The following is a 21,383-nucleotide window of genomic DNA, read 5'->3' as shown; positions in this document are numbered from 1 at the left end:
TGAAGTTATTCTCCAACGTTTTTTTAATTGATTGTTTTGCTAATTAAGCCCTTTGGTCGAGGAATTTACTTGGATCTTCACAAAACTTGTAGGCATCTGAATTTTTTATAATTAAAACTAAATTTTCTAAAGTGGGAGGATAATAAACATTATTTATAAAAATTTTTGCATTATTTATCACTATAAAATCGATAATTCCTTTTAAAATTTTAATAGTTACATTTCTAACATCGATTCTACAAGAAATTTCGGAAAGAACGGTTTCCTCATAGAATAATTCTAGACAGCTTTCTTCTTCATTTCCATAAAGAACAATTTCATCAGACCAACTTTTTTTTCGGTGAAGTAACTTTGAAAGTTTTAAAAGTGAATTACCATCTAGGGGCGTATCGCCCCATATAAGAATATCTTCTGGTTTTCTTTTTTCTGTTGTTAAATTACTTCCCTTGACAATAAAGAATTGTATTTGCCATACGGCCATTTCATCCCTCCTAATAAAAAAAGTCTTCAACTTTTTTATATCCTTTGTAGGGAAGTTTTACCTCCCTGGCTGGTACCTTATTAATTTTAGGTGCTTTGCAGCTGCTAAACGATGATGACCATCTACAACATATTTCTTACCATTATATTTTACATATTTTATAGATTTCTTAATTTTACCATCTGTTTGCACTTGTTTTACAAACTGCTTAAACCTACCTTTACTCATAGTTAACCCATGAGTCGGATGTAAGTGATAGGGGTTAATTTTAACAAATTTACTACTTCTTTTAATCAAGCGGGCTGCTTTTCCGGCATGAGCAACGGTGGAAACTGCCCCTGTTGGATCAGCAAAAGAAGCGACATCTGCTGCAAGCCAGGCAGCACCTCTTAAAGAAGGATTAGCCGCAAAGGCTAAACCATCCGCCACTAACCACATAGCATCCACAGCCCAGTTTCCATCCGGGTCTACATTCATTATTGGATTATTATTCGCATAACTATAACCATTTTGAGTTATTGGATCATCATCATCTCCCGAATCAGGGTCCAGAGAGATAAATACACCATGCTTCGGATTATAATATCTGTCCATTAGATAATACATGTTAGTTTCTATATCATACATGTATCCCGCATAGCCAAATGGGTTATCTGCTGCAATTCCTGTCAAACTTGGTGAAATTACATTGCCCCATGCGTCATACTCATACTTAGCTACCACATTACCGCTTTGGTCGGTCATTGCTATAACGTCTCCATGCTGATTGTAATGATAGTATAAGTTTTGTCCTTGGGTTTTCATTGCTAAACGAGTGCCATCAGCCCCGTAAACGTACTGTCGAAGGACATTCCCGTTTCCATCCGTTTCGTAAAGAACATTGATGCTGTCACCATTGTAGTAATAACGAGTAGTTATTCCGTTTACTGTCTTTTCGATACGTCGGTCATCATCGTCATATTTATACGTCGCAAATGGAGTGCTTTGACCCTTTTTAGTAATGGCTGTTAGTTGATCTGCTTCATTCCAGGTATAAGTAAACTGGCCATCTGACAAGCGATTTCCATTTGTATCATAGGCAATAGATTCGCCGCCGTAAGAAATAAGCTGATTCCCTTCATTATAGGTCGCGGTTGTCGTGGTTGGTCTCTTTCCTGGTTCTGTCACGATTATAGACTTTCGATTACCAAAACCATCATACGTGTAATCCGTAGTCGTACCATCTTTCCGGGTTTCCTTTATTAATTGGTTGATTGAATCGTAATCGTATAGTGTTTTTCCGTTTTCTGATCCATCTGCTAGGTAATGAGTAATGGAAGTCCGATTGCCATTTTTGTCATAGCCATAGGACTCAGACAGAATCATGGTGTTGTCTGCATTACCGATTTGAAGGCTTGTGATCTTCCCGGTCAAATCATAATCAAAGATGGATCCCGATCCATTGCCTGCTGTATAAGTACGAGTATTGCCTTGCTCATCAAAATCAAAATAATACTTTTTATCATCACTGGAATCCGTAGAGGTCCCATTATCATCTGTTACCGTCGTATTTTGATCGAGCTTGTTGTATTGGAAACTGCTTTTATTTGTAACGCCTGCCTGTGAAAGAGTAACATCTTTTAATTTCGACGAATTCGGTTGATATGACCACGAGATAGTCCCTCCACGATCCGTCATTGTCTGAAGACGGTTGGCAGAATCATACCCTTTTGACCGAACAATACTATTGACCGAATCAGTGACTTTGGTCTCGTTGCCATTGGCATCGTACTCATAGGTAAAGGCTACAGCCCCGTCCCGTTTCTCTTCTCTCAGGCGGTCTGCCGTATCATATGTCCATTCTAACACGTGACCATTAGGTGCGGATGTTTTTCTTTTATTGCCGTTGTCATCGTAGGTGTGAGTGGTTCGATTATTAAACGGATCGAGATAGCTGGTCAGTTTGTTATCCTTATCATAATCATATTTCATGACCTGGGACGTTCCGTTGGCTGTGATGGTTTTGGTTGTGTTATTCCCATTCAGGTCATAACTGTATGAAACCGATGTATTGTTTGGAAGGGTCACTTTTTTGAGTTGGTCCTCCGCATTCCATTCATACGTCTTATTATTTCCTTTAGGGTCGGTTTCGGACGTTTTATTTCCAAAGAGGTCATACTGATATTGAGCTTTATTGCCCAGTTCTTCATAGGCCGCAGTAACATAGTTGCTTTTGGCATCATATTCGTTCTTGCTAAGCACATTTCCTTCTACTACACGAATGTCGTCAAAAAAGGCTTTACCCGTGTTTCCATTGCGGAACATAAGAGACACTCTGATTTTCTGAATTGGTTTCCTCGCATCACTCGCTGGGATTTTTACCGCACTGCGATTCCAATCATGCGTACCCGTTGGAAATTTAGCCTGATAGGCTCCAGTCGTACCATCGGTAAACGTTACATCCGCCCATAACGAGTAGTCCGGATTTAATGATTGACTATTGGAATTCACAACATTTTCTGCTTTGGACATGCCGGTTACGGTCAAATCTTTTGGCGTGGTTTGGTTTACCACAATGTCTTGATCATACTGGATATTCGGATCGGTTGTTGTATTGCGTTGTAGATAAACCCCATTTGAACCGCTAAATCCTTCTTGTCCAATTCCGTTATTTGTTGTACTAGTAGACGTTTTTGTCCATCCTGTTGCTGCAGAGGCGCTTTGCTCAAATCCGCTGTTGACCACTGGATTAAAGGACGATGATACTGATCCCTCTTCTAACTGGATTGCATCGAATAAGGCGGATCCTTTTGCCTGACTATCACGATGTTCAAATTCAAGATAAATCTTAACTTTTGCCGTGTTTTCCGTAGTCGTAAATGACAACTGGCGTTCCAGCCACTTGGTTGTGCCTGTCACTTTATTATGGCGGTTTGCTATCCAAAGTAAGGATTGGTTCTGGGCATCCATATACTGCACATTATAGAATGCATGTGCCTTCTCTAAGCCTTCCGCCTTAATGAACCCGCTTAAGGTATAGGTTGTATTAGGTTTTACTGTAATTACTTGAGTAGCTGCCAAAAAACCATGTTGAGTAGTAGTGGAGGCGGCGTTACTACTGTCTAATCGAAGGGCTTTCCCTCCCGACAATCCTCTTGCAGGTGAAGTCACATCCACTACACTAATTGTTCCGCTATTCAATCCTGAATTCTTAGTCCAATTAGAGTCTAAACCATTCTCAAAGCTTGGATTAGAAACCTGGTTCCTGGATGGAGCTAATTCTGTACTAGATTCTGTAACATTCCCATAAGTATCATAATTTGTGACAGAGGCTGTTTTTCCTGCTACATCTGTTTCGGAGACAGCATTGGTATCTTCATAGGCAACAGTTGTGGGGTCACCTTCCTTATCAACGGCCGTAGTAATATCATTGTTGGCATTGTATTCGTATGTCTTGTTCCCACTGCATCTGTTTCTTGTGTAACATTTCCGTTTCCATCAAACGCATAGGTTTCGAAAGTTCTTACCCCTTGATCTTTGGGGTCTGTTTTCTTAATCAAATTATTGTTTTCATATTGATACGTCGTCGTAAGCTTTAGATTGGTTGAGTCCATTACCGTTTTGACTGGATTTCCAGCTTCACTATAGGTATAAACATCTAACGTGCCTTTTGGGTTTGTCACGGTTACTTCCCGTAAAGCCGTATTATACGATAGAGTGGTTTGTTTCAGTAATACATCCTTCACAGCTGTAAGTTTATCAGTAGTATAGACATATTCTGTGACAGAAGGAGTATCTGTCGTGTGCTTCGGATCATAAACAAAACGCAGCTTTCCGTTCTCATATCCATATTTATCAATCCGATTTTCGGGCGTTTTTACTTCTGTTAGATTCCCTGTATTATACGTATAGGAAACCACCCGAGTCTCATAGGTAACGTTCGAAATAAAGCCATCTGTTTGATATTGAAGGGATATGATACGGCCGGATGCATCGGTTATACTTGTTAATTTTCCGGAAGTATATTGATACGTAATCTTATTTCCATTGTCATCTTTTTCAGAGGTTAGTTTACCTGTCGTGTCAAATGAAGTGATACTTTGATCTTTATCCTTCAGATAAAAGCCGTTTCCATCTTTGGTTAGTTCCAGATAAACACCTAGTGGTGCTTCATATTGATTGGTGGCTACTTTTCGAAAACGATGAATGGTCTTATCATCGTCGGTAAACAGAACATCTCCATTTGCCTGTTCTGTCACTTTCTGTTCCAGATTACTGTACCATCCCTTACCGAATAACCCAGTACCTGTATCTTGACTATTGTAAGTTCGATTTATTGTTACGTCTGGTCCCCGACCATCTAACTCAAAATCAGTTTCTGAGAGTGATAGGTTTCCGGTAAACGCATTGACTATTCCACCAACAACAGGGATTGATGCCCAAAATTCTTCTCTCCCAAGATACGAGGTTTCTTGTCCTGGAATATAGACAAAAGCATAGTTAGAAAGTGGGGTTTCTCCTCCATCATTATAACTGTGACACGGAACCAATAATTGGTACTTGTCGGATAAACCCCGCCTGATACTTTATAAACAGGCGATGGATCTCGAGCCAATTCGGTGCCTGCGCCGTCATGATGCAGTGTGTATCGTCCACCCGTAATTTCAGCAGGAGTAGGCCAAATGTTCTTTCCCTGTGTGGTCCAATTATCTGTATCTCCCACATCAAATTATTCATAATCTTTCCCATTATAAATCCACACTTTATACCCTGCCGCAAGAGAATCTTTTGGCCAAGACAGATTGACATAACCTGTAGTCGAATCTGTAGGATTTGCATATGTCTTTGCCTTAGGAGTATCCATCGGCATAAGAGGTGTGTAAGGGCTCGATAATCCTGTTTCTCCGCACTCGAAATAAGCGGAAATACGGATAAAATAGTAACGGGAATTGCCATATGGTCCTCCCGAGTTTTGATAGACCGGCGTCGGAGAATAAGCCAGTTCCGTTCCTTGTGAATCATGATGGAGGGAAAAACGTCCTTCCTCAATTTCAGCAGAAGTAGGCCAGATACCTTTTCCTTTTGAAGTCCAGCTTAATGAAGTCCCTGCGTCAAATGATTCGTAGTCTTTACCATTGTAAATCCAAACTTTATAGCCTGTGGCTCCCCTCACATTGCTCCAACTTAAATTGACATATCCTCCTGTTCCGTTATTGTTGGAAAGTGCCGTCCCTTGTGGAGCATCTAGCGTCGGATAGTGGTAATCTACGGATAAATTAGGCTTTTTTGTACTATTTTCAGACGCGTAAAACTTTTTCCAATAGGTTTGTCCATTTCCGTTTGTATGAAGCTTAAATCCATAATTTGTTTTGTTTCCATATACCCAATCCCTCACCGTATTCAGTACGTTGAATGAGGCGGTTTGTCCTTGATAAACGGATGCTGATGCAATATTTACAGAAGGTGGTACACTATTCCACGTTAAGGTGTTGGAAGCCCAATTCCCATCTAACCGATCTAGCCACACCCCGGTTGCTGTGGAGGGATAATAAGAATGGGCGGTATAAATATTAAATGTTGCCGTATCTATAATGGCTCCCGATAGTTTGGAAATATTGGGTTTTACGAATGAATAGTTGGTTCCGGTTGTCCCATCATAATAACCCGTTTTTAATGAATAATAGCCCCCTGTAGATTCCCAAAATGCTTCATAGTTGGTGGAAGGATAAGCACTTGAGACAAAGGTATCACTACTATCTGATAAAGTTGTAGAGGGATCAATATAAATAGGATAAACCCGGTTGGGATCTGTCAGCCAATCCTTGTCAGCTACCACTACTAATATATAACCATCTTCCACTTTATCCAGTTTAAAAGAGACCCCATTAGAGACTTGAGGTTCACCTGATTGAGCGTTTATATTCGAATCGCTCATAAATGGCTTTGGAATAGTAAATACTACATTTTCTTGTCCATCTTTAAATTCAATGGATCCGTCTTCTTGCAGCTGTGCTTGCAGGGGGGTTTTGACATGAAATTTAAATTGATTCCATCCTTCATTTTTATTTAAAACAATATTGAGTTCTAATGTAATTTGTAATGTGTTTTCCTTAAGGATGCAAATGATTAGAAGAATAGCATTTACTTTTAAGAGTTACATGAATATATAAAGTTTATAAAAACGGAGTATGTCACCAATTTACGCCAAGTGCGACATAACCAAAAAGTGCATTCTAAGAATTCGTATAGGTTAAGATATTATTTGTTACGTCGTATTTTCTTCCATTTACGAACTTTCCTTGCTCATAGCTTCTCTAATGGGCATAAAAAACAGCAATAAAAAATCCTTTCTTCATTACGGAGTCATCTTGCTCCTGTAATGGAAAAATTGACAAAAAACAAAAAAACGATCGTCAGCGACAGGCTAGAAACGATTTCTCAGTACCAACCTGATTTCCACGCCATCGGAACGAATGGCTATCGAGGATATGTTATCTTTGGTTTTACCAACCAAAATCTTTATATCTTCGAATACGGAAATGCCACTTATGTTTTTGAAGGTGATTGGAAGCAACTTTCCCAAATGACTAAAGCCGAAATTCTTACAGCTAATTTGCAGAAGCATCGCTTTGTGCATTTGGAAGGATGGAAGCAACAAATCGAAGGATTATTTCCGCACGAAAGCGATAAAAAAATCTCTTAATCAATCGAGCACGGCTTTTTACAGCCATGCTCTTTTTTTACGTTTGATTTGCTCCAAAAAGGGGTCCCGGTAGCAAAACAGGGAAACATACGCTAAGGAACATTCGACATAACAATTCTTTATTTTCTTTAAAAAAGCGTATGTTACAGATTTCTGAACTTACGCTTTTTGGTAACTTGTTTTTTGTTTGCAAGTAAATCGTTATCGGGTTGGGAAAATGAAGCAAAGAGGTGTAATAATCCAGATAAGACGGTCACCATGCCAATAATCGCATATATTTGACGCGTACTTAAATCTAAAAATGATGAGGAAGCAAACAATATCCCTAACGGCATGGTAACTCGAAGGAAAAGTAATCTAACTGCACTTAGTTGGGTCAAACGATCTCTGGGAGCTTCAGGCTGAAAAATTGCTGCACTTTGGGCATTGAAAAAAGGAAATAACATTTCCCCAAACAATTCAGACACCATGCAATAGGAATTGAATTTACAAAAAACAAGAGTATGAATTTAAAGACCTCCTCCGGTTAAACCGAGGTACATAGTTTGATAGGTTTTCGATAACTTCGTAAGTAGTACCATACCTACAGCATAACCGACTGGGAAAGCCTCAGAAAAGATAGCATATTCCTAAGAATGACCATTAAGGTCTCCATGTATAAAAGGAACACTTAAAGGTTTTCGGCTCGTTTGGTACGGCGGCCTGCCGTAAATGGAACAGGAACCTACGGAATGTAGGCGATAGCCGTACAGACCGTGGTTATCGGTCCATATAGTGCCAAAGCGACACGTACGGAATGACAGAAAGACGCTTTACCTTTCTGATCAGTCCGTAGTGCTGCCGCCAGAAGCAGGTTCTATGTATTTTTGAAGGATTTCTTTTAAAGTCATGATTTCTAAAGAAAGACAGCAGCCTTAAGGCTGGATAAAACAAACTGAATGGTAAAATAGGAAATAACGGTATGGTTTAATTCAATTATTGACTATAGACGGTGCATCTTCAGAGCTTCCTTATGTACAAATCTTATAATTTATTGAAAAGACCATTTGCCTAACAAATGGTTTCCTTTCTTCTCCGAATAATCTTTCAAAAGGTTGCTTCGGCAACCTTCAAGCAGGCTCGATGCCTGCGTCATATAATAAAGAAAAAACGAATGTTTTTTATCCATTCGTGAACCAACATCGGCGCTGATCCGGCCGATGTTTTTTGATTCAATTTTCGACTGATAAGATCATTTGATGTTTTGTTGGTTTATATTTGTCACTCATTGCCTCAATAAATGGAAGGATATAAATTTTCTTTGGCTTGCAACCGTATTCCATTACATGGTATTCAATTTCATCTTTTAGACCTGCCTTTTCAATTGCTTCCGCCTCATCTTGGTAAAAATCAGATACGATAATAATCAAGTCTGATTTCTCCTTTCAAGCAAGGAGGAAAAATCCCCCTTGCATTTTTGGTATTTTTATAGATAACCTTTCTCCTTTAGGCTGACATGCTTCCCGGTATGGGTAACGATGACATGGTCAAGGACTTCAATGCCTAAAATTTTCCCTGCTTCTGCAAGTCGCTTGGTGATGTCGATATCTTCCCGGCTTGGTGTGGGGTCTCCGCTCGGGTGCTGGTGGCTGACAATAATGGATGCAGCATTATTGAGAATAGCGCATTTCATTACCTCTCTAGGATGAACTATACTTGCGTTCAAGCTTCCTACATGAGCTCTATGTAGCCCAACCACCTGATTTTTTGTATTGAGCATCATCACAAGAAGCACTTCCCGGTCTTCATCCGCAATGTAAGAGGCCGCTAATTTTTGGGCATCTTCTGGTGAACGAACAGCATACTGTGCAAATGGTTCAGATGTTTCCTTAATTTCTTGTTTGATACGAACGACTTCAAAGATTGACATGAATTCCATTTTTCAAAACTCCCTTTTGTTTTGATTTTTTCTTTCATTTTTTCTTTTGCCTTGCGAAGCGAACTACTTCCCCAAAAGGGGATGATTTTTCCCCTTTTGCAAGTAGAACGAAAAACACGCATAGGGAATGGGTCAAGGGCGCTCTTTGCACAAAAAGTTTTTTGCTGTTGCGTTAGTCGCTTTTAAGCGAAAAAGTTTTTTGCCCCTTGACTGATTGACTCGCTTTCTTAGCTTCTAGCCGGAAAGGTTCGGGTGTCCTGCCGGCTGGAAGGTTAGAAAGCTTGCGCTTGTTTTACGATTCGGAAGGCAAAAGGGAAAAATCAACAATAAAAGCAGCCGAAAACGGCTGCTCTCCTTTTGTCTTTTATTCTTTTGATCTTTCAATCTTTTGGTTTTTAGGTTTTCGGCTCGTTCGGTATGGCGGTGTAAGCCGTAAATGAAACAGGAACCTACGGAATGTAGGCATAAGCCATACAGACCGTGGTTATCGGTCCATTTAATGCCGAAGCGACACGTACGGAATGACAGAAAGATGCTTTTTCCTTTCTGATCAGTCCGTAGTGCTGCCGTCTAAGTGGTTCGGTATTCTTCACCTAAACCCTTAAGCCCATATTTTTGAAGTAAACACCCAGCCTTAAGTTAAAAACTACGACTATTTATTTTAACAAAGTACGAAAAAAAGAAACCTCATGACTTTTCAAGAGGTCATTTTGGTTTCCGATTCCTTTACTAATTCCTGTATCCTTTTTTCAATCCTCATTATTTCCTCATTTGGACGTTTCCACCAGTTCCTACTCCAAATTCGTTCAATTATCCACCCACGATTCTCCAGAAACCGTTGCCTTGTTACATCCCGTTCCCGAGCAGTTTTCGAACTATGATACATTGCTCCGTCACACTCAATACCGAGTAGATACCGACGAGGATTATTTGGGTCCACTACTGCTAAATCAATGCGATATGTGGAAGCTCCCACTTGGGTACGTATAAGGTATCCCTTTGCCACTAGAGCATCAAAGATCTCTTCCTCAAAAATACTATCAAATTTTGGAGGTCTAAGGCTATCATGTTGTATCTTATAATCGGCATTCATATTGGCTAGTACTGCTTGTGCTCCTTGAAGATTCCGTTCGGCGATTGCAAATGCGTATTCCAAATAACGTTTAAAGAAGTAAACTCCTGGATTTTTTTCATCCCCCGGTAGCTCTAATGGATGAATAGAGGATACAATCCAAATTCCTTCTTTAGCACGTGTAATCGCTACGTTTAAGCGATTTTCTCCTCCAACTTGGTTAAGAGAACCATATCGGGCATAAATCTCTCCACTACTATCCCGAGAATAAGTGATGGAAAATATCATAATATCTCGTTCATCTCCTTGTATGTTCTCGATATTACGAATGATTAAGGTCTTTTCTAGTTCCCGACTCATAATCCGATTAAAGGCCATCGCAAATTCAGGGTCTTCTGCCACGCGTTGTTTAATGAGGGTTTCTATTAATTCTGATTGTTTTTGATTCATCGTTACAACACCTAAGGTCTGGGGATCTTGTCGTTGATAGTGTTCTACAATCAAATTCACTATCTTTTTAGCTTCTTCCATATTCGAATTGTTAACCCAGACCCCACCATCTACTTTAAACCATTGGATTGCGGGCGGATCTTGGGTTGGTAGAACATTGGGCGCAACCTGGATATTTTTATAGAACGCATGGTTCGAGAAGTTTATAAGCTCCTCAAATCTCGACCGGTAATGCCATTGGAGGGGCTTTCGCTTAAAAGTTCGAATGGCTAGGTCAAGTAAGGACTCAGCTGTTTGGATTTCTTCGATGTATTCATCATCATCTTCATCCATAGAAAAACTTTTCTTTCCTACTTTTGTAGGACGAAGCTGTTTGTCGTCTCCAGCAATCACTAACCTTCTTCCACGATATAACGCAGGAATGCCATTTTCAGTTGGACATTGACTTGCTTCATCAAAAATAACAAGGTCGAACAAGTCCTTTTGCAAAGGAAAGACAGAACTAGCTATTTCAGGGGAGACCAACCATATTGGTATAATCTTCGAAAGAACATCTGGGTATGATTGTAGTAATTTCCGAATGGGCCATATTTGTTTTTTTTGACCACAACGATAAACGATCTCTTTAGTGTCTTTTTCCAGGACCTCCGTTAAAGCCTGTTGTAGTTTTAAACGAAGGTAGGCTGCTGCCACGTCTCGTTTTCGATCTAACATCTCTCCGTACTGTTTTCGGTGTAGTTCAAACTCTCCTTCCGAAATATCATAAATGTGGGGATTGGCATCCTCCGCCCAATGAATCCAGTACTCTAAGTATGCATTTTCAACTTGTTCCCACCATTGTGTTCCAATCGGCTGATCTTTCATTGGAGGAATTTCTTGCAAACACTTCTCGTAAATGGAACGGATGACAAGTGTGAGGTTTTCTACTTCACGGTCTGCCTGTTTCATGGAATCCCAATCTGATTGCAAAGTGTGTCGCAGTTGTTGAACCCATTCTTTTAAGGACTCTCCTTTTTTCCATCCCTCTAATTTCTTTTGTAGGACTAAATCAGGAAAGAGAATGGTTAATCCCTTAATCTTCTTTTCGTTTTTCTCCCGAATTTCACTCCATACTCGAATATGAGCGAACTTTTCCAATAGCTTGTCCCATTCGAGTTCGGAGGTCCCTCCTAATTGAATAAAAAATTCTCTATTCTTCCGTGTCCACCGTTTCCAAGACCATTTCGCAAGCATCTTTTGGTCCATTACCCTTTGTAGGAGAGCTTGTCCTTGCTCAATCAAAGTCCTATGGAGTTGTAGGTAACTGACGGGCAGATTCCATGCTTCCAATTGTTGATGTAAATCAGTTTCCTCTTTCATATTGATAAAGAGGTTATCAAAGGATTCGAGCCACTGATTACGTTGATCTAAAGTCATCGATGAAAGGCTTTTTCGTTTACCCCACGGATAATCAGAATGGCGATACCGTATATCATAACGACCTAATCGTTCCAACTTTTCTTTAATTGACTTCAATTCCGGCTCCTTCAAATCATATGCGGTTGATGGAAGGCTAAACTTCATTTTTCTTCCTCGATATGGCAGATAGCGATCATACATCCGGAAGAGAGATAGACCGTTTGGCTGGGCATCCCAAAGAGTGTTAGTGATGTTGTTTAGATAAGATGTTTTTGTTGCAATATCATTCGAGCATTTTACGTATTCCTCTTTAATCTGTTCCAAATCGACTTCGAGGGGATTTCCTAATCTTTGGACAATCTTCTTATACAAGACCTTTCGGTCATCTTTTTCATCATGGACTAATGCTACAAAATCTTCTAACCCAATCTCCTGAAGACGTTGAAGTACAACTGCTAACGCTGTCTTTTTTTCGGCAACTAGCAACACAGGTTTGCCGTGGCGTAGAGTATCCGCCATTAGGTTAACAATCACTTGTGATTTCCCTGACCCTGGCGGTCCATCGATTACTAATCCCCGTTCAAATCGAGCGGTTAATATTACTTCTTCTTGAGAGGAATCGGTAGGAAGTAAAAAGAAATTGTCTTCTTCGGGTCCTTTGTCCACATGAGTTATCCGGTTGTCTTCTATCCCTGTGGGCGCAGGATCTGTTTCATTTAAAAGGATCGATATTAACTCGGCTTTTTCACCGTTCTCGACTTCTTTAATTAAAGCTTGATAGTCTTTTGAAATGCCTTTTTTCCTTGGCTAAATTGACCTAGAATAGCATGCTGTACAATTGTCAACGGAACTTGGATGTCATCCCACGAAAAATGTTTTCTTTTTTCTTTTCCAACGTTAGCCGTTCGAAAGGGGGTCAAATAATCATGCAAGGACACAAGATGCCTACCTTGATTCGGAAGAGGAGAGTTTATTGGAAATCCAAAATCCCAAAGTTTTTCAAGGTATTCCTGTATATTCAAATGGCTAGAAAATAAAAGAGCCTGTCCAAACTTATCCTCCGAGATACGAATTTCATTTGCTTGCTGCACGGTTAACATTAAAGAACGATTCCATATAATCTCACCTTCTTCTTCAAATGCCAAAAACCAATCGCCATCTTGTTTTGTTAACTGTATTGGATAATAAAGTATAGGAGCATGGATAAAGGTTCCATCCTGTAATGTGCCAGAGACAAATGGAAAGCCTAAATATAAATCGCGTTCACCAGTCTATAAATGTCGAGCCGTCCATTCTTTATTTAAGTCTTTGAATTGATTAGTCCACCGTATTTCTTCAGCTATTGGACTTTTTGAATCAGTGACTTGGAACCTTCCTCCCTTCGGCCCATGAAGTAGACATTGAATTATATCAAAAGGCGAGTTAGCTCTCCCCTTAGGCATTGATGTTAAATCAATATATGATTTGTTTAATTGAGTGAAACGAATGTTTTTATTGTCTTTATTTAAATCATTTAATTTATCCTGTAGTTGCTTTAGCTTGTTCACGAGTTGCATGCAGATCACCTGTAATAGAATTTGTATTATCCTAAATATCATTTGTTAATATCTGGTTACATATTCATCCCGTTGGCTGGGTTCGGGCAAAGAGCCCAGCGTCTTAAGTTTTCGACCCGTTTGGTACGCTGGTTCCGTCGTAAATGGAACAGGAACCTACAGAATGTAGGCACCAGACGTACCGACAGTGTTATCGGGCCTATTAGTGCCAAAGTTATACGTACGGAATGACAGAAAGACGTTTTTCCTTTCTGAAAAGTCCGTAGTGCTGTGACCAGAAGCAGGAACTATGTATTTTCAAAGAATTTCTTTTAAATCATGATTTCTAAAGAAAAACAGCAGCCATAAGGCTGCCTGGCTGAAACAAACTGAACAATAAAAGCAGCCCTTTCGGCTGCTCTCCTTTTGTCTTTTATTCTTTTGGTCTTTCAATCTTTTGGTTTTCTGGTTTTCGGCTCGTTCGATATAGCAGTGTAAGCCGTAAATGAACAGGAACCTACGGAATGTAGGCGTGAGCCGTACATTCCGTGGTTATCGGTTCATTTAATGCCGAAGCCACACTTACGGATTGTCAGAAAGGTGCTCTTTCCTTTCTGAACAGTCCGTAGAGCTGCCGCCCAGTGTAACTCTGTATGCCTTAACATGGCACTTTAAAGCCCTAATTTCTGATGTCATGCCTATTCAAGGGGTGGAGGCCAGTAATCCTAACCTGATGGGTCTCAGTGCCCTTTTGTTCATTAAACTTGGTCCTCCGTACATATTTGCTGCTAAAGGGATTGAGTGAAATAGCGGTTATTTTCATTAGCTACCTTCACACCCGCTTCCTTTTGATAATGTTCTTTTACAAGTGCTAGTCCTGCTACCGCATTTGAGGTTTCCTCAATCTTGTATGCCTATATTCTTTCTTTCCTGTATTCTTGATTCCCATCGTCCAATGGATATTCTGAATGGTCCCATCTTTTTGCCGTTTACCCCAGTTGTGGAAGATACTCCACGTTTCACTTTCCGGCTTAACCCAAAAGGTCGCTGCTATTGCAAAATCCTTTTTTTCTCCCATTAACAGTTGAAATTTGTTAAATCTAGCATCAATCAGCCTCGCCCACGGTGATAGATTTCTTTCCTGATAAGGCTTTATAAGCTCGAACCAAAATTTGTAAGCAACTTCCTCTGGCTTAACGTCATTGTTTTCAAATGTTATGGCCATCTGAAGTTTTTTATTAAAATCGACCTTGTAAATTCTCAATAAAAGGCCCCCTCCTACAAATAGGACAGCACTACATACCCCGATTACAATACTAAATGTCCATTTTTTTCACCTGCCATCTTCCGACTCCTTTTTATATATTCTTCATCCCTTTTTTAGCACTTTTTATTCCACTAACCTGCCTAGTTTTTGGTTACACGAATGCTTAATGAGCCAGTTTGGCGGATGCTGTAAACACCTTCAATAAGCCTTTTAAAAAGAATAGTCCATTTGTTTTTAATAATAGAAATAAATTTTTAATAGGGTATTAAATACCAGTTTAATATATTCATGGATTTTCATCGTAAAAAACATAATTAGTAAGAATATATATTTAGTAAGAAAATATATATTTAGTAAAAGAACAAAATTAATAGGCACTTTTACTATTTCGAGTGGATCCGTTATACAACAAGGCTTTCAGCAATTTTGGAGATGATTAATAACATAGTTTCCACTATTTCACAAAGAGTATGTAATAGAATCCAGTTTTTCACAAGCATTTATTAATACTATTTACATATTCACAAGGACATATTTTAGTTATTCACTAATACACAAGTAATCATACGGAACACTATATTCAAAAAAAAATTCCTCCCTTTTTCTTCTATGATTAATCCAGTTATTCACTAATACACAAGTAATCATTCGGAACACCATATTCAATGAAAAAAATTCCTCCCTTTTTCTTCTATGATTGATCCAGTTATTCACTAATACACAAGTAATCATTCGGAATACAATATTCAAAAAAAAAATCCCCCCCTTTTTTCTTCTGTGATAATTCTTAGACAGAAAAAAAGGAAGGAATTTTTTATTAAGCATTTAATTTGCGATTTCTTTTTTTGATAGACCAATAGCCCTGTGATGGTCATTTTTTTTTCACAAGGCTGATTGTCTCTATTAAATTAAATTGTGGAGTACCGGAAATTGGCCCGTTGCAGCATACTCCCTCATCTTAGCTTCATGAATAAGCTCCCTAGGCAGCTCTTTTACAGATCCAATAAAATACCTTCTGAAGGCCATTCTGAAAAAAGCACCGATTGAGTAAAATTGGAAAGATCCTTTTCGTTGTTTTTCCGTATGTATAACCTCTCCAATCGAATCCATTATGTCTAAGAAGTATTTTTTCATGAAACGATCACGCACAGTGAATTTCTCGTTTTCGTCATCCATGAGATAGTTCAGCTTATTCACTACTTCCTGTTTAAAAGAAAGCATGACATCGATTTGGTCTCTTGGTTTATATTTTATTTGGTGACCATCTAAGAAATAGGTTAGCTCTTTCGATAATTTTGCCATGAGCGGATTAACATTGAATTCATCTGTATTCTCTTCCACGCATTCCGGTTTTAAGGAAAAGGAAATCTTCTTAATCCATAATTGTTTCCCACGGATTTCAATCCCAGTAAATTCAATGGAAAATAGAGCCTCTAACACGCTCAATGTTTTACGGACTCCTTTTGCATTTTTGTTAAGTTGTAATTTGAGTGTCTTCATCGTCCGCTCTTGCTTTATTTTCTCTACCTCACCTGTTTTACTAAAAGACATACCAGTTCGAAATTGGTTAAGTAAGGATAAGAGCAGTTCAATCCCTTCCGGATTTGAAGTACGAACGAATTCTGCTAATATATTTGTTTCAAAAAGGCCATGTGGTATGATCAAGTAGTTGAGAACCCCACCATTTTGTTCAGGTGTATTATACTTTTCCACATCTTTTAGCACTAGAACAGGCAATCCTTCGTGTATTTCCTCTCTCACGAAATGATGATCTTCTAAATACTTCTTTCCTCCCCAAAGCGTAGAATACGAGATTCCAAGTTTCTTTGCCCAAGCAGAAAGATTATATTCTTTTAGCACGCCCCGTTGATTCTGTTCTACTTCAAGTTGTTTTAACATGGTCATATAAACGACATAGCATGATGCAGGAGGGCGTTCAAATGACTCATCGCGTAGAAAACGGAATTCTTCCAGTATGGCATGATGCATTCTAAATCCGTCAATTCTCATTTTACTCTTCATTGTAGGCCCTCCTCTCGTCTATTTTCCTAGCTTGAATTATAGCAGAATGGAAATCGAGGAAATGATGCCCTTTATTAAGGGATTTTCAAAGTTGCACAATAGGCGTGAAACCCTTGGGGGACAAGGGTTTGAAAAAAACTTTGAATTTTTTTATGTGAAAGGAAACGTCATTATTTTTTATGATTTGTGCATAATGTGACAGGAAACGTCATGCTTGCTAGATAACTGGATTGAGAGAAATGTTGTTAAATCAGCGTTTCTCTCAAAGGTTTAATCAAAACCCAAAAATAGAACCAAAAACTTGCACAGGAATATTTGCTGATTTGTGTGAGAGGAAACGTCATTATCTTTCATATTCAAACATTAGAAAGAGAAAACTTTGCAATATTTTGTGTTTATATTAGATAGGATTTAATTTTTTCCATTCATTAATAGGTTTTCATCCGACATATAAACATAGTGGTTTCAAGATCTTGTGCACAATGTGAGAGCAACCGTCAGGCAAAAAAAAGTTGCACAGGATTTACTGGTGCACTACAGTGAAAGGAAGCGTCAATCTTTTTATGATGGACAGTTTTGAGTAAGATAGGAGTAACAATGATTCGTGGATTCATTTGTGCACATAGTGAAAGGAAACGTCAAAGTGGAAAATGTAAGTGCACGACCCCCATTCCTCTCTATATAAAAATGTGCACAATGTGAGAGGAAACGTCAAAGTAGAAAATTTAGGTGCATTACCCGTAATTTGGGGAGCATACCTCTCTATTAAAAATGTGCACATTGTGAGAGGAAACGTCAAAGTAGAAAATATATGTGCATTACCGGTAATTTGGAGAGCATACCTCTCTATTAAAAATGTGCACATTGTGAGAGGAAACATCATGGTTGAAAAAATAAGAGCACGACCAAAAATCGAAAGCATATCCCCTCTTATTCAAATGGATGATCTTTAACAAGCTGTGCACATTGTGAAAGGAAACGTCAAAGTAGTAAGTATTAGTGCACGACCAGTCAATAAAAATCAATCTCTGTTCTTCCTGAATGACGGTATTCATGAAGAATTGCTGTGCACATTGTGAAAGGAAGCGTCAAAGAAGAGAATATAAGCACACGATCCGTAGAATGTCAAAAGCTTGAGATTCAGGAATGGATGACTTTTAGGAAAACAAAAGCTGTGCACATTGTGAAAGGAAACATCAAAGAAGAGAATATAAGCACACGCCAGTAGAATGTCAAAAGCTTAAGATTCAGGAATGGATGACTTTTAGGAAAACAAAAGCTGTGCACATTGTGAAAGGAAACGTCAAAGAAGAGAATATAAGCACAAGCCCAGTAGAATGTCAAAAGCTTGGGATTCAGGAATAGATGACTTTTATAGGAAAACAAAAGCTGTGCACATTGTGAAAGGAAACGTCATAGAAGAGAATATAAGCACACGCCCAGTAGATTGTCATAAGCTTGGGATTCAGGAATAGATGACTGTTAGGTTAGCAAAAAGCTGTACACATTGTGAAGGGAAACGTCAAAATAGAGAATATATAAGCATACGTTCACTAGAATGCCATAAGCCTGTAATTCAGGAATGAGTGACCAGTAGGAAAACAAAAAGCTGTGCACATTGTGAAAGGAAACGTCAAAGAAGAGAATGTAAGCACACGATCCGTAGAATGTCATAAGCCTGTGATTCAGGAATGAGTGACTAGGAGGAAAACAAAAAGCTGTGCACATTGTGAAAGGAAACGTCAAAGAAGAGAATTAAGCACACGATCCGTAGAATGTCATAAGCCTGTGATTAGGAATGGATGACTAGGAGGAAAACAAAAAGCTGTGCACATTGTGAAAGGAAACGTCAGAGTTGAGAATATAAGCACACGACCAGTAAAGGTGCTATTCTAAAATGGATGACTTATGAAAAACAAGAGGTTATGCACATTGTGAGAGGACCTCTAAAGTAGAGATTACAAGAGTTCTACCAGTAAAAGTCCACATGTCTGTGATTTTTGGGATGGAGGGCTTTTAAGAACTCAAAGGTTGTGCACATTGTGAGAGAAACCGTCAAAGTGAAGATATTAGTGCGCGACCAGTTAATGGAGAGCATATCTCTATTTTGTTTGAAGAAAGGATCATTAGAAATAAATAGTATGCACATTGTGAGTGGAAACGTCAAGCAAGAAATAGTTGCACATCTAGGGGTACCCTTGATGTAGAAAGTAAACCATGGATTTTATAAGGACAAAGACGTGTTGACAAATGCAACAATCCTCAATCATAATAACCTTATACGGTATATAAGGGGAAATATGGATGGGTTTTTTAGTAGGTGTTAAAGAGGCGGGGGAAATCCTTGGATGGGATCGGAGAAAGGTCTCCACCTATCATTTTCGTGGTGTGCTGCCTAAACCAGTAATCAGCTTATCAAGTGGTCCCATATGGTTTCGAAAACAGATTGAATACTATAAGACTAGTAAAGAATCTGGTCTAACTACATATTATACCGATGGTGAAATAGTATATGAATGTAAACATAATTATCCTATGAGAGAAACCATCTATTCACCTGAAGAAATTAACGAATGTGCGGGGAATTATATTCTTTATCAAGAAAAGGACATCAAACAGTTGATAAATATCATCCTAGAAAAAAATCCGATTGCTCAATTCCTTTCTTTTGAATCCATCAGCTTTTTGCATGATTTGGGTATTATAGAAACAGATATTTTCCATGATTACATTCAAAACAGCTCATTTGAAAACATAGGGCCGATCAGGGAAGGACGGAGTGAAGAATCATGTTAAATACCTTGCAAAATAAATTTTTGAACGTTACGAAGACGGTTTTTCCAGATCAACCTCAACTCTTCGTTGAGTGGAATGAAGATATCCGTCATCTTATGGCAAGTGAAGGAGAATATCAGCCTTGCCAATCCTTAAAGGCTTTTTTCGTGATCATGGATCGTTTAGGGAAAGACCATCAATTGAAATTTGAGAATATGGAACAATGGGTCCAGGAATATAAAGACGAAATTCGTAGTTTTGTCAGTCCATACATACGGATTGTTGGGGAAGAGACTACCCTCAGTTCATTAAAATCTAGTAATAGACAAGTAATAAATTCTTTGTTAAATCAGAATTTTGCAGATTCCGGTTCAGCTTTATTATTTCATAAATTAAGGGAAACCATCAGTAAAAATGAATTTGACATTGCAACGGAAATACCTACTGCAAAGATTGCCGAGAAGGCATTAGAAGCGACTGCCCAGGTTAGATCCGAAGATGCCTATCTAAAAATGAAATCCAATGCAGCGATAGAGCAATGGAAAAATCTCACCTCTCAAGCCATAACCTCGATGGATGACTTAACAGCAGATATATTCGATATCGTTTCCATACTATGGATGCAGCAGGCCACTCATAAAGACCAAATGATTCATTTTCATACTGATGATGCCTTGAATCTAAGGAGGTTGCAAGGACGAAGCGAAGATTCAGATGGATATCATACCTCTTATCGGAAAAAAGAACGGGACGATATTATGAAAAGATTGGCTGCTCTTACGACCATATGGATTCGGATTGAACGAGAAAATTTGAGGTTCATAAACGAGGATCAGGGTAACTTTGAAGAAATTGGTCAAGTGCAATTCAATCCGTTATTTTTGGTGGATAGCGTAACGGTTGCTTACCGGGGGGATAATCCGATTGGTATATATGAATGCAGTATCCGTCCAGGGGAATTACTTTCCAACTTCTTGTTCGGATCCCAAAAGAGCAGTGGTTTATTAGCATTAAAGACACTCGAATACCATCCAACGAAGCAAAAGTATCATAAACGGTTATCACGCTATCTATCCTGGCAGTGGAGGATTCGTCAAAAGAGTGCCGACTATTTAAGAGCCTATCATATCGGTGGAGAAAAAGGCTTGCTAAACGTCATGGATTTAGATGTGAACCCTCGATATGGTTCAAGGATTAAGGAGCAATTTGAAGAAATATTAGATACCTTACAAATGGACGGAATCATTAAAGAGTGGAGCTATAAGGAAAAAGACTTGGAACAGCAAATTGAGCAGGAGAGAAACTGGTTCGCAAACACTTGGTTAAAAGCACGTGTTCAAATTATTCCACCCACTGAAATCACAGGAATTGGGGATGACCGGGATTTATTGATGATTGAAGACCATGATTATGAACCCGTAAACTTTTCGACCATGTTAAAAGGTTTAACGGAAATAGAGGCGGCAGCTTCGATTGAAGCGGTGGAAGAAAAGTTAGTGACCCCTGAAAACGTAAACAAGGAAAGAATTGACCGAGGATTAAGCATTTCACAGGCGGCTAATGAAATGGGCATTTCCCATAGTACCTTATCCAGATATGAAAGGAACTTAATTAAACGCCCATATACTGAGAATATTGAAAAAATGAAGGAATGGTTAAAGGCAAAATAAGCATCGGAATTCGATGCTTATTTTTTTGATAAAAGAGGTGTTGTTAGACTCCCCTCTTCTGGCCAGGCATGAAAGAGGATTTTTTGTAGGAAGGCATATGGGATTAAGAAAAG

General features: G+C 38.9%; 13 protein-coding genes and 2 pseudogenes. 3 read left to right on the top strand and 12 right to left on the bottom strand.

What is annotated here, in order from left to right; genetic code table 11:
• Positions 1-43: 43 nt before the first annotated feature.
• From J7E81_RS08895 to J7E81_RS08880, 5 genes and pseudogenes are all read right to left on the bottom strand, one after another.
• On the bottom strand, positions 44-481 hold the full coding sequence (locus J7E81_RS08895) for a hypothetical protein (protein WP_215041800.1): 438 nt from the start codon (positions 479-481) through the stop codon (positions 44-46).
• A gap of 375 nt (positions 482-856) precedes the next feature.
• Positions 857-2,800, bottom strand: a pseudogene (locus tag J7E81_RS31500) (RHS repeat domain-containing protein); the annotation flags it as partial.
• Between the two features lie 504 nt (positions 2,801-3,304).
• A pseudogene (locus J7E81_RS31495) lies at positions 3,305-3,886 on the bottom strand (carbohydrate binding domain-containing protein); the annotation flags it as partial.
• A complete protein-coding gene (locus J7E81_RS08885; protein ID WP_215041798.1) occupies positions 3,805-5,010 on the bottom strand; it encodes a DUF6531 domain-containing protein in 1,206 nt (401 codons plus the stop codon). The pseudogene J7E81_RS31495 and the gene J7E81_RS08885, both read right to left, overlap by 82 nt.
• Positions 5,011-5,189: 179 nt before the next feature.
• Positions 5,190-6,395 (bottom strand): DNRLRE domain-containing protein, encoded by a 1,206-nt coding sequence (locus J7E81_RS08880; protein WP_215041797.1) that lies wholly within the window; start codon positions 6,393-6,395, stop codon positions 5,190-5,192.
• A gap of 444 nt (positions 6,396-6,839) precedes the next feature.
• Here J7E81_RS08880 and J7E81_RS08875 point away from each other — a divergent pair, with 444 nt between their 5' ends.
• Positions 6,840-7,163 carry a hypothetical protein gene (locus tag J7E81_RS08875; protein WP_215041796.1) on the top strand — a complete coding sequence of 108 codons (324 nt, stop codon included), beginning with the start codon at positions 6,840-6,842 and terminating at the stop codon, positions 7,161-7,163.
• Positions 7,164-7,306: 143 nt separating this feature from the next.
• Here J7E81_RS08875 and J7E81_RS30480 read toward each other — a convergent pair whose 3' ends face one another.
• From J7E81_RS30480 to J7E81_RS08840, 7 genes are all read right to left on the bottom strand, one after another.
• Positions 7,307-7,621 (bottom strand): hypothetical protein, encoded by a 315-nt coding sequence (locus J7E81_RS30480; protein ID WP_251028549.1) that lies wholly within the window; start codon positions 7,619-7,621, stop codon positions 7,307-7,309.
• 753 nt (positions 7,622-8,374) lie between these two features.
• Positions 8,375-8,572: a hypothetical protein gene (locus tag J7E81_RS08865; protein WP_215041795.1), complete on the bottom strand. Its 198-nt coding sequence runs from the start codon at positions 8,570-8,572 to the stop codon at positions 8,375-8,377.
• Between the two features lie 56 nt (positions 8,573-8,628).
• Positions 8,629-9,081 (bottom strand): JAB domain-containing protein, encoded by a 453-nt coding sequence (locus tag J7E81_RS08860; RefSeq protein ID WP_251028548.1) that lies wholly within the window; start codon positions 9,079-9,081, stop codon positions 8,629-8,631.
• Between the two features lie 697 nt (positions 9,082-9,778).
• On the bottom strand, positions 9,779-12,667 hold the full coding sequence (locus tag J7E81_RS31080) for an AAA domain-containing protein (protein WP_215041794.1): 2,889 nt from the start codon (positions 12,665-12,667) through the stop codon (positions 9,779-9,781).
• 101 nt (positions 12,668-12,768) lie between these two features.
• The gene (locus J7E81_RS08850; RefSeq protein WP_215041793.1) at positions 12,769-13,146 is read right to left on the bottom strand and encodes a hypothetical protein; all 378 of its coding nucleotides are present in this window, start codon (positions 13,144-13,146) and stop codon (positions 12,769-12,771) included.
• 1,270 nt (positions 13,147-14,416) lie between these two features.
• The gene (locus J7E81_RS08845) at positions 14,417-14,800 is read right to left on the bottom strand and encodes a hypothetical protein (protein ID WP_215041792.1); all 384 of its coding nucleotides are present in this window, start codon (positions 14,798-14,800) and stop codon (positions 14,417-14,419) included.
• A 906-nt stretch (positions 14,801-15,706) separates the two neighbouring features.
• Positions 15,707-16,825, bottom strand: a complete 1,119-nt coding sequence (locus J7E81_RS08840; RefSeq protein ID WP_215041791.1) for a hypothetical protein — start codon at positions 16,823-16,825, stop codon at positions 15,707-15,709.
• A gap of 2,304 nt (positions 16,826-19,129) precedes the next feature.
• Between J7E81_RS08840 and J7E81_RS08835 the strand changes: the two genes are divergently transcribed.
• Both J7E81_RS08835 and J7E81_RS08830 read left to right on the top strand, forming a co-directional pair.
• Entirely contained in the window at positions 19,130-19,621 is a 492-nt protein-coding gene (locus tag J7E81_RS08835; protein WP_215041790.1) for a hypothetical protein, read from the top strand.
• Positions 19,615-21,270, top strand: coding sequence for a helix-turn-helix domain-containing protein (locus J7E81_RS08830; RefSeq protein WP_215041789.1), 1,656 nt, complete (start codon positions 19,615-19,617; stop codon positions 21,268-21,270). Before J7E81_RS08835 ends, J7E81_RS08830 begins: the two co-directional genes overlap by 7 nt.
• Positions 21,271-21,383: the final 113 nt, after the last annotated feature.

The sequence above is a fragment of the Bacillus sp. ISL-18 genome, from assembly GCF_018613415.1.
Classification (GTDB): Bacteria; Bacillota; Bacilli; order Bacillales; family Cytobacillaceae; genus Neobacillus.
The sequence above is the reverse complement of the archived record's forward strand: the minus strand, read 5'-3'. Positions and strand labels throughout refer to the sequence as shown.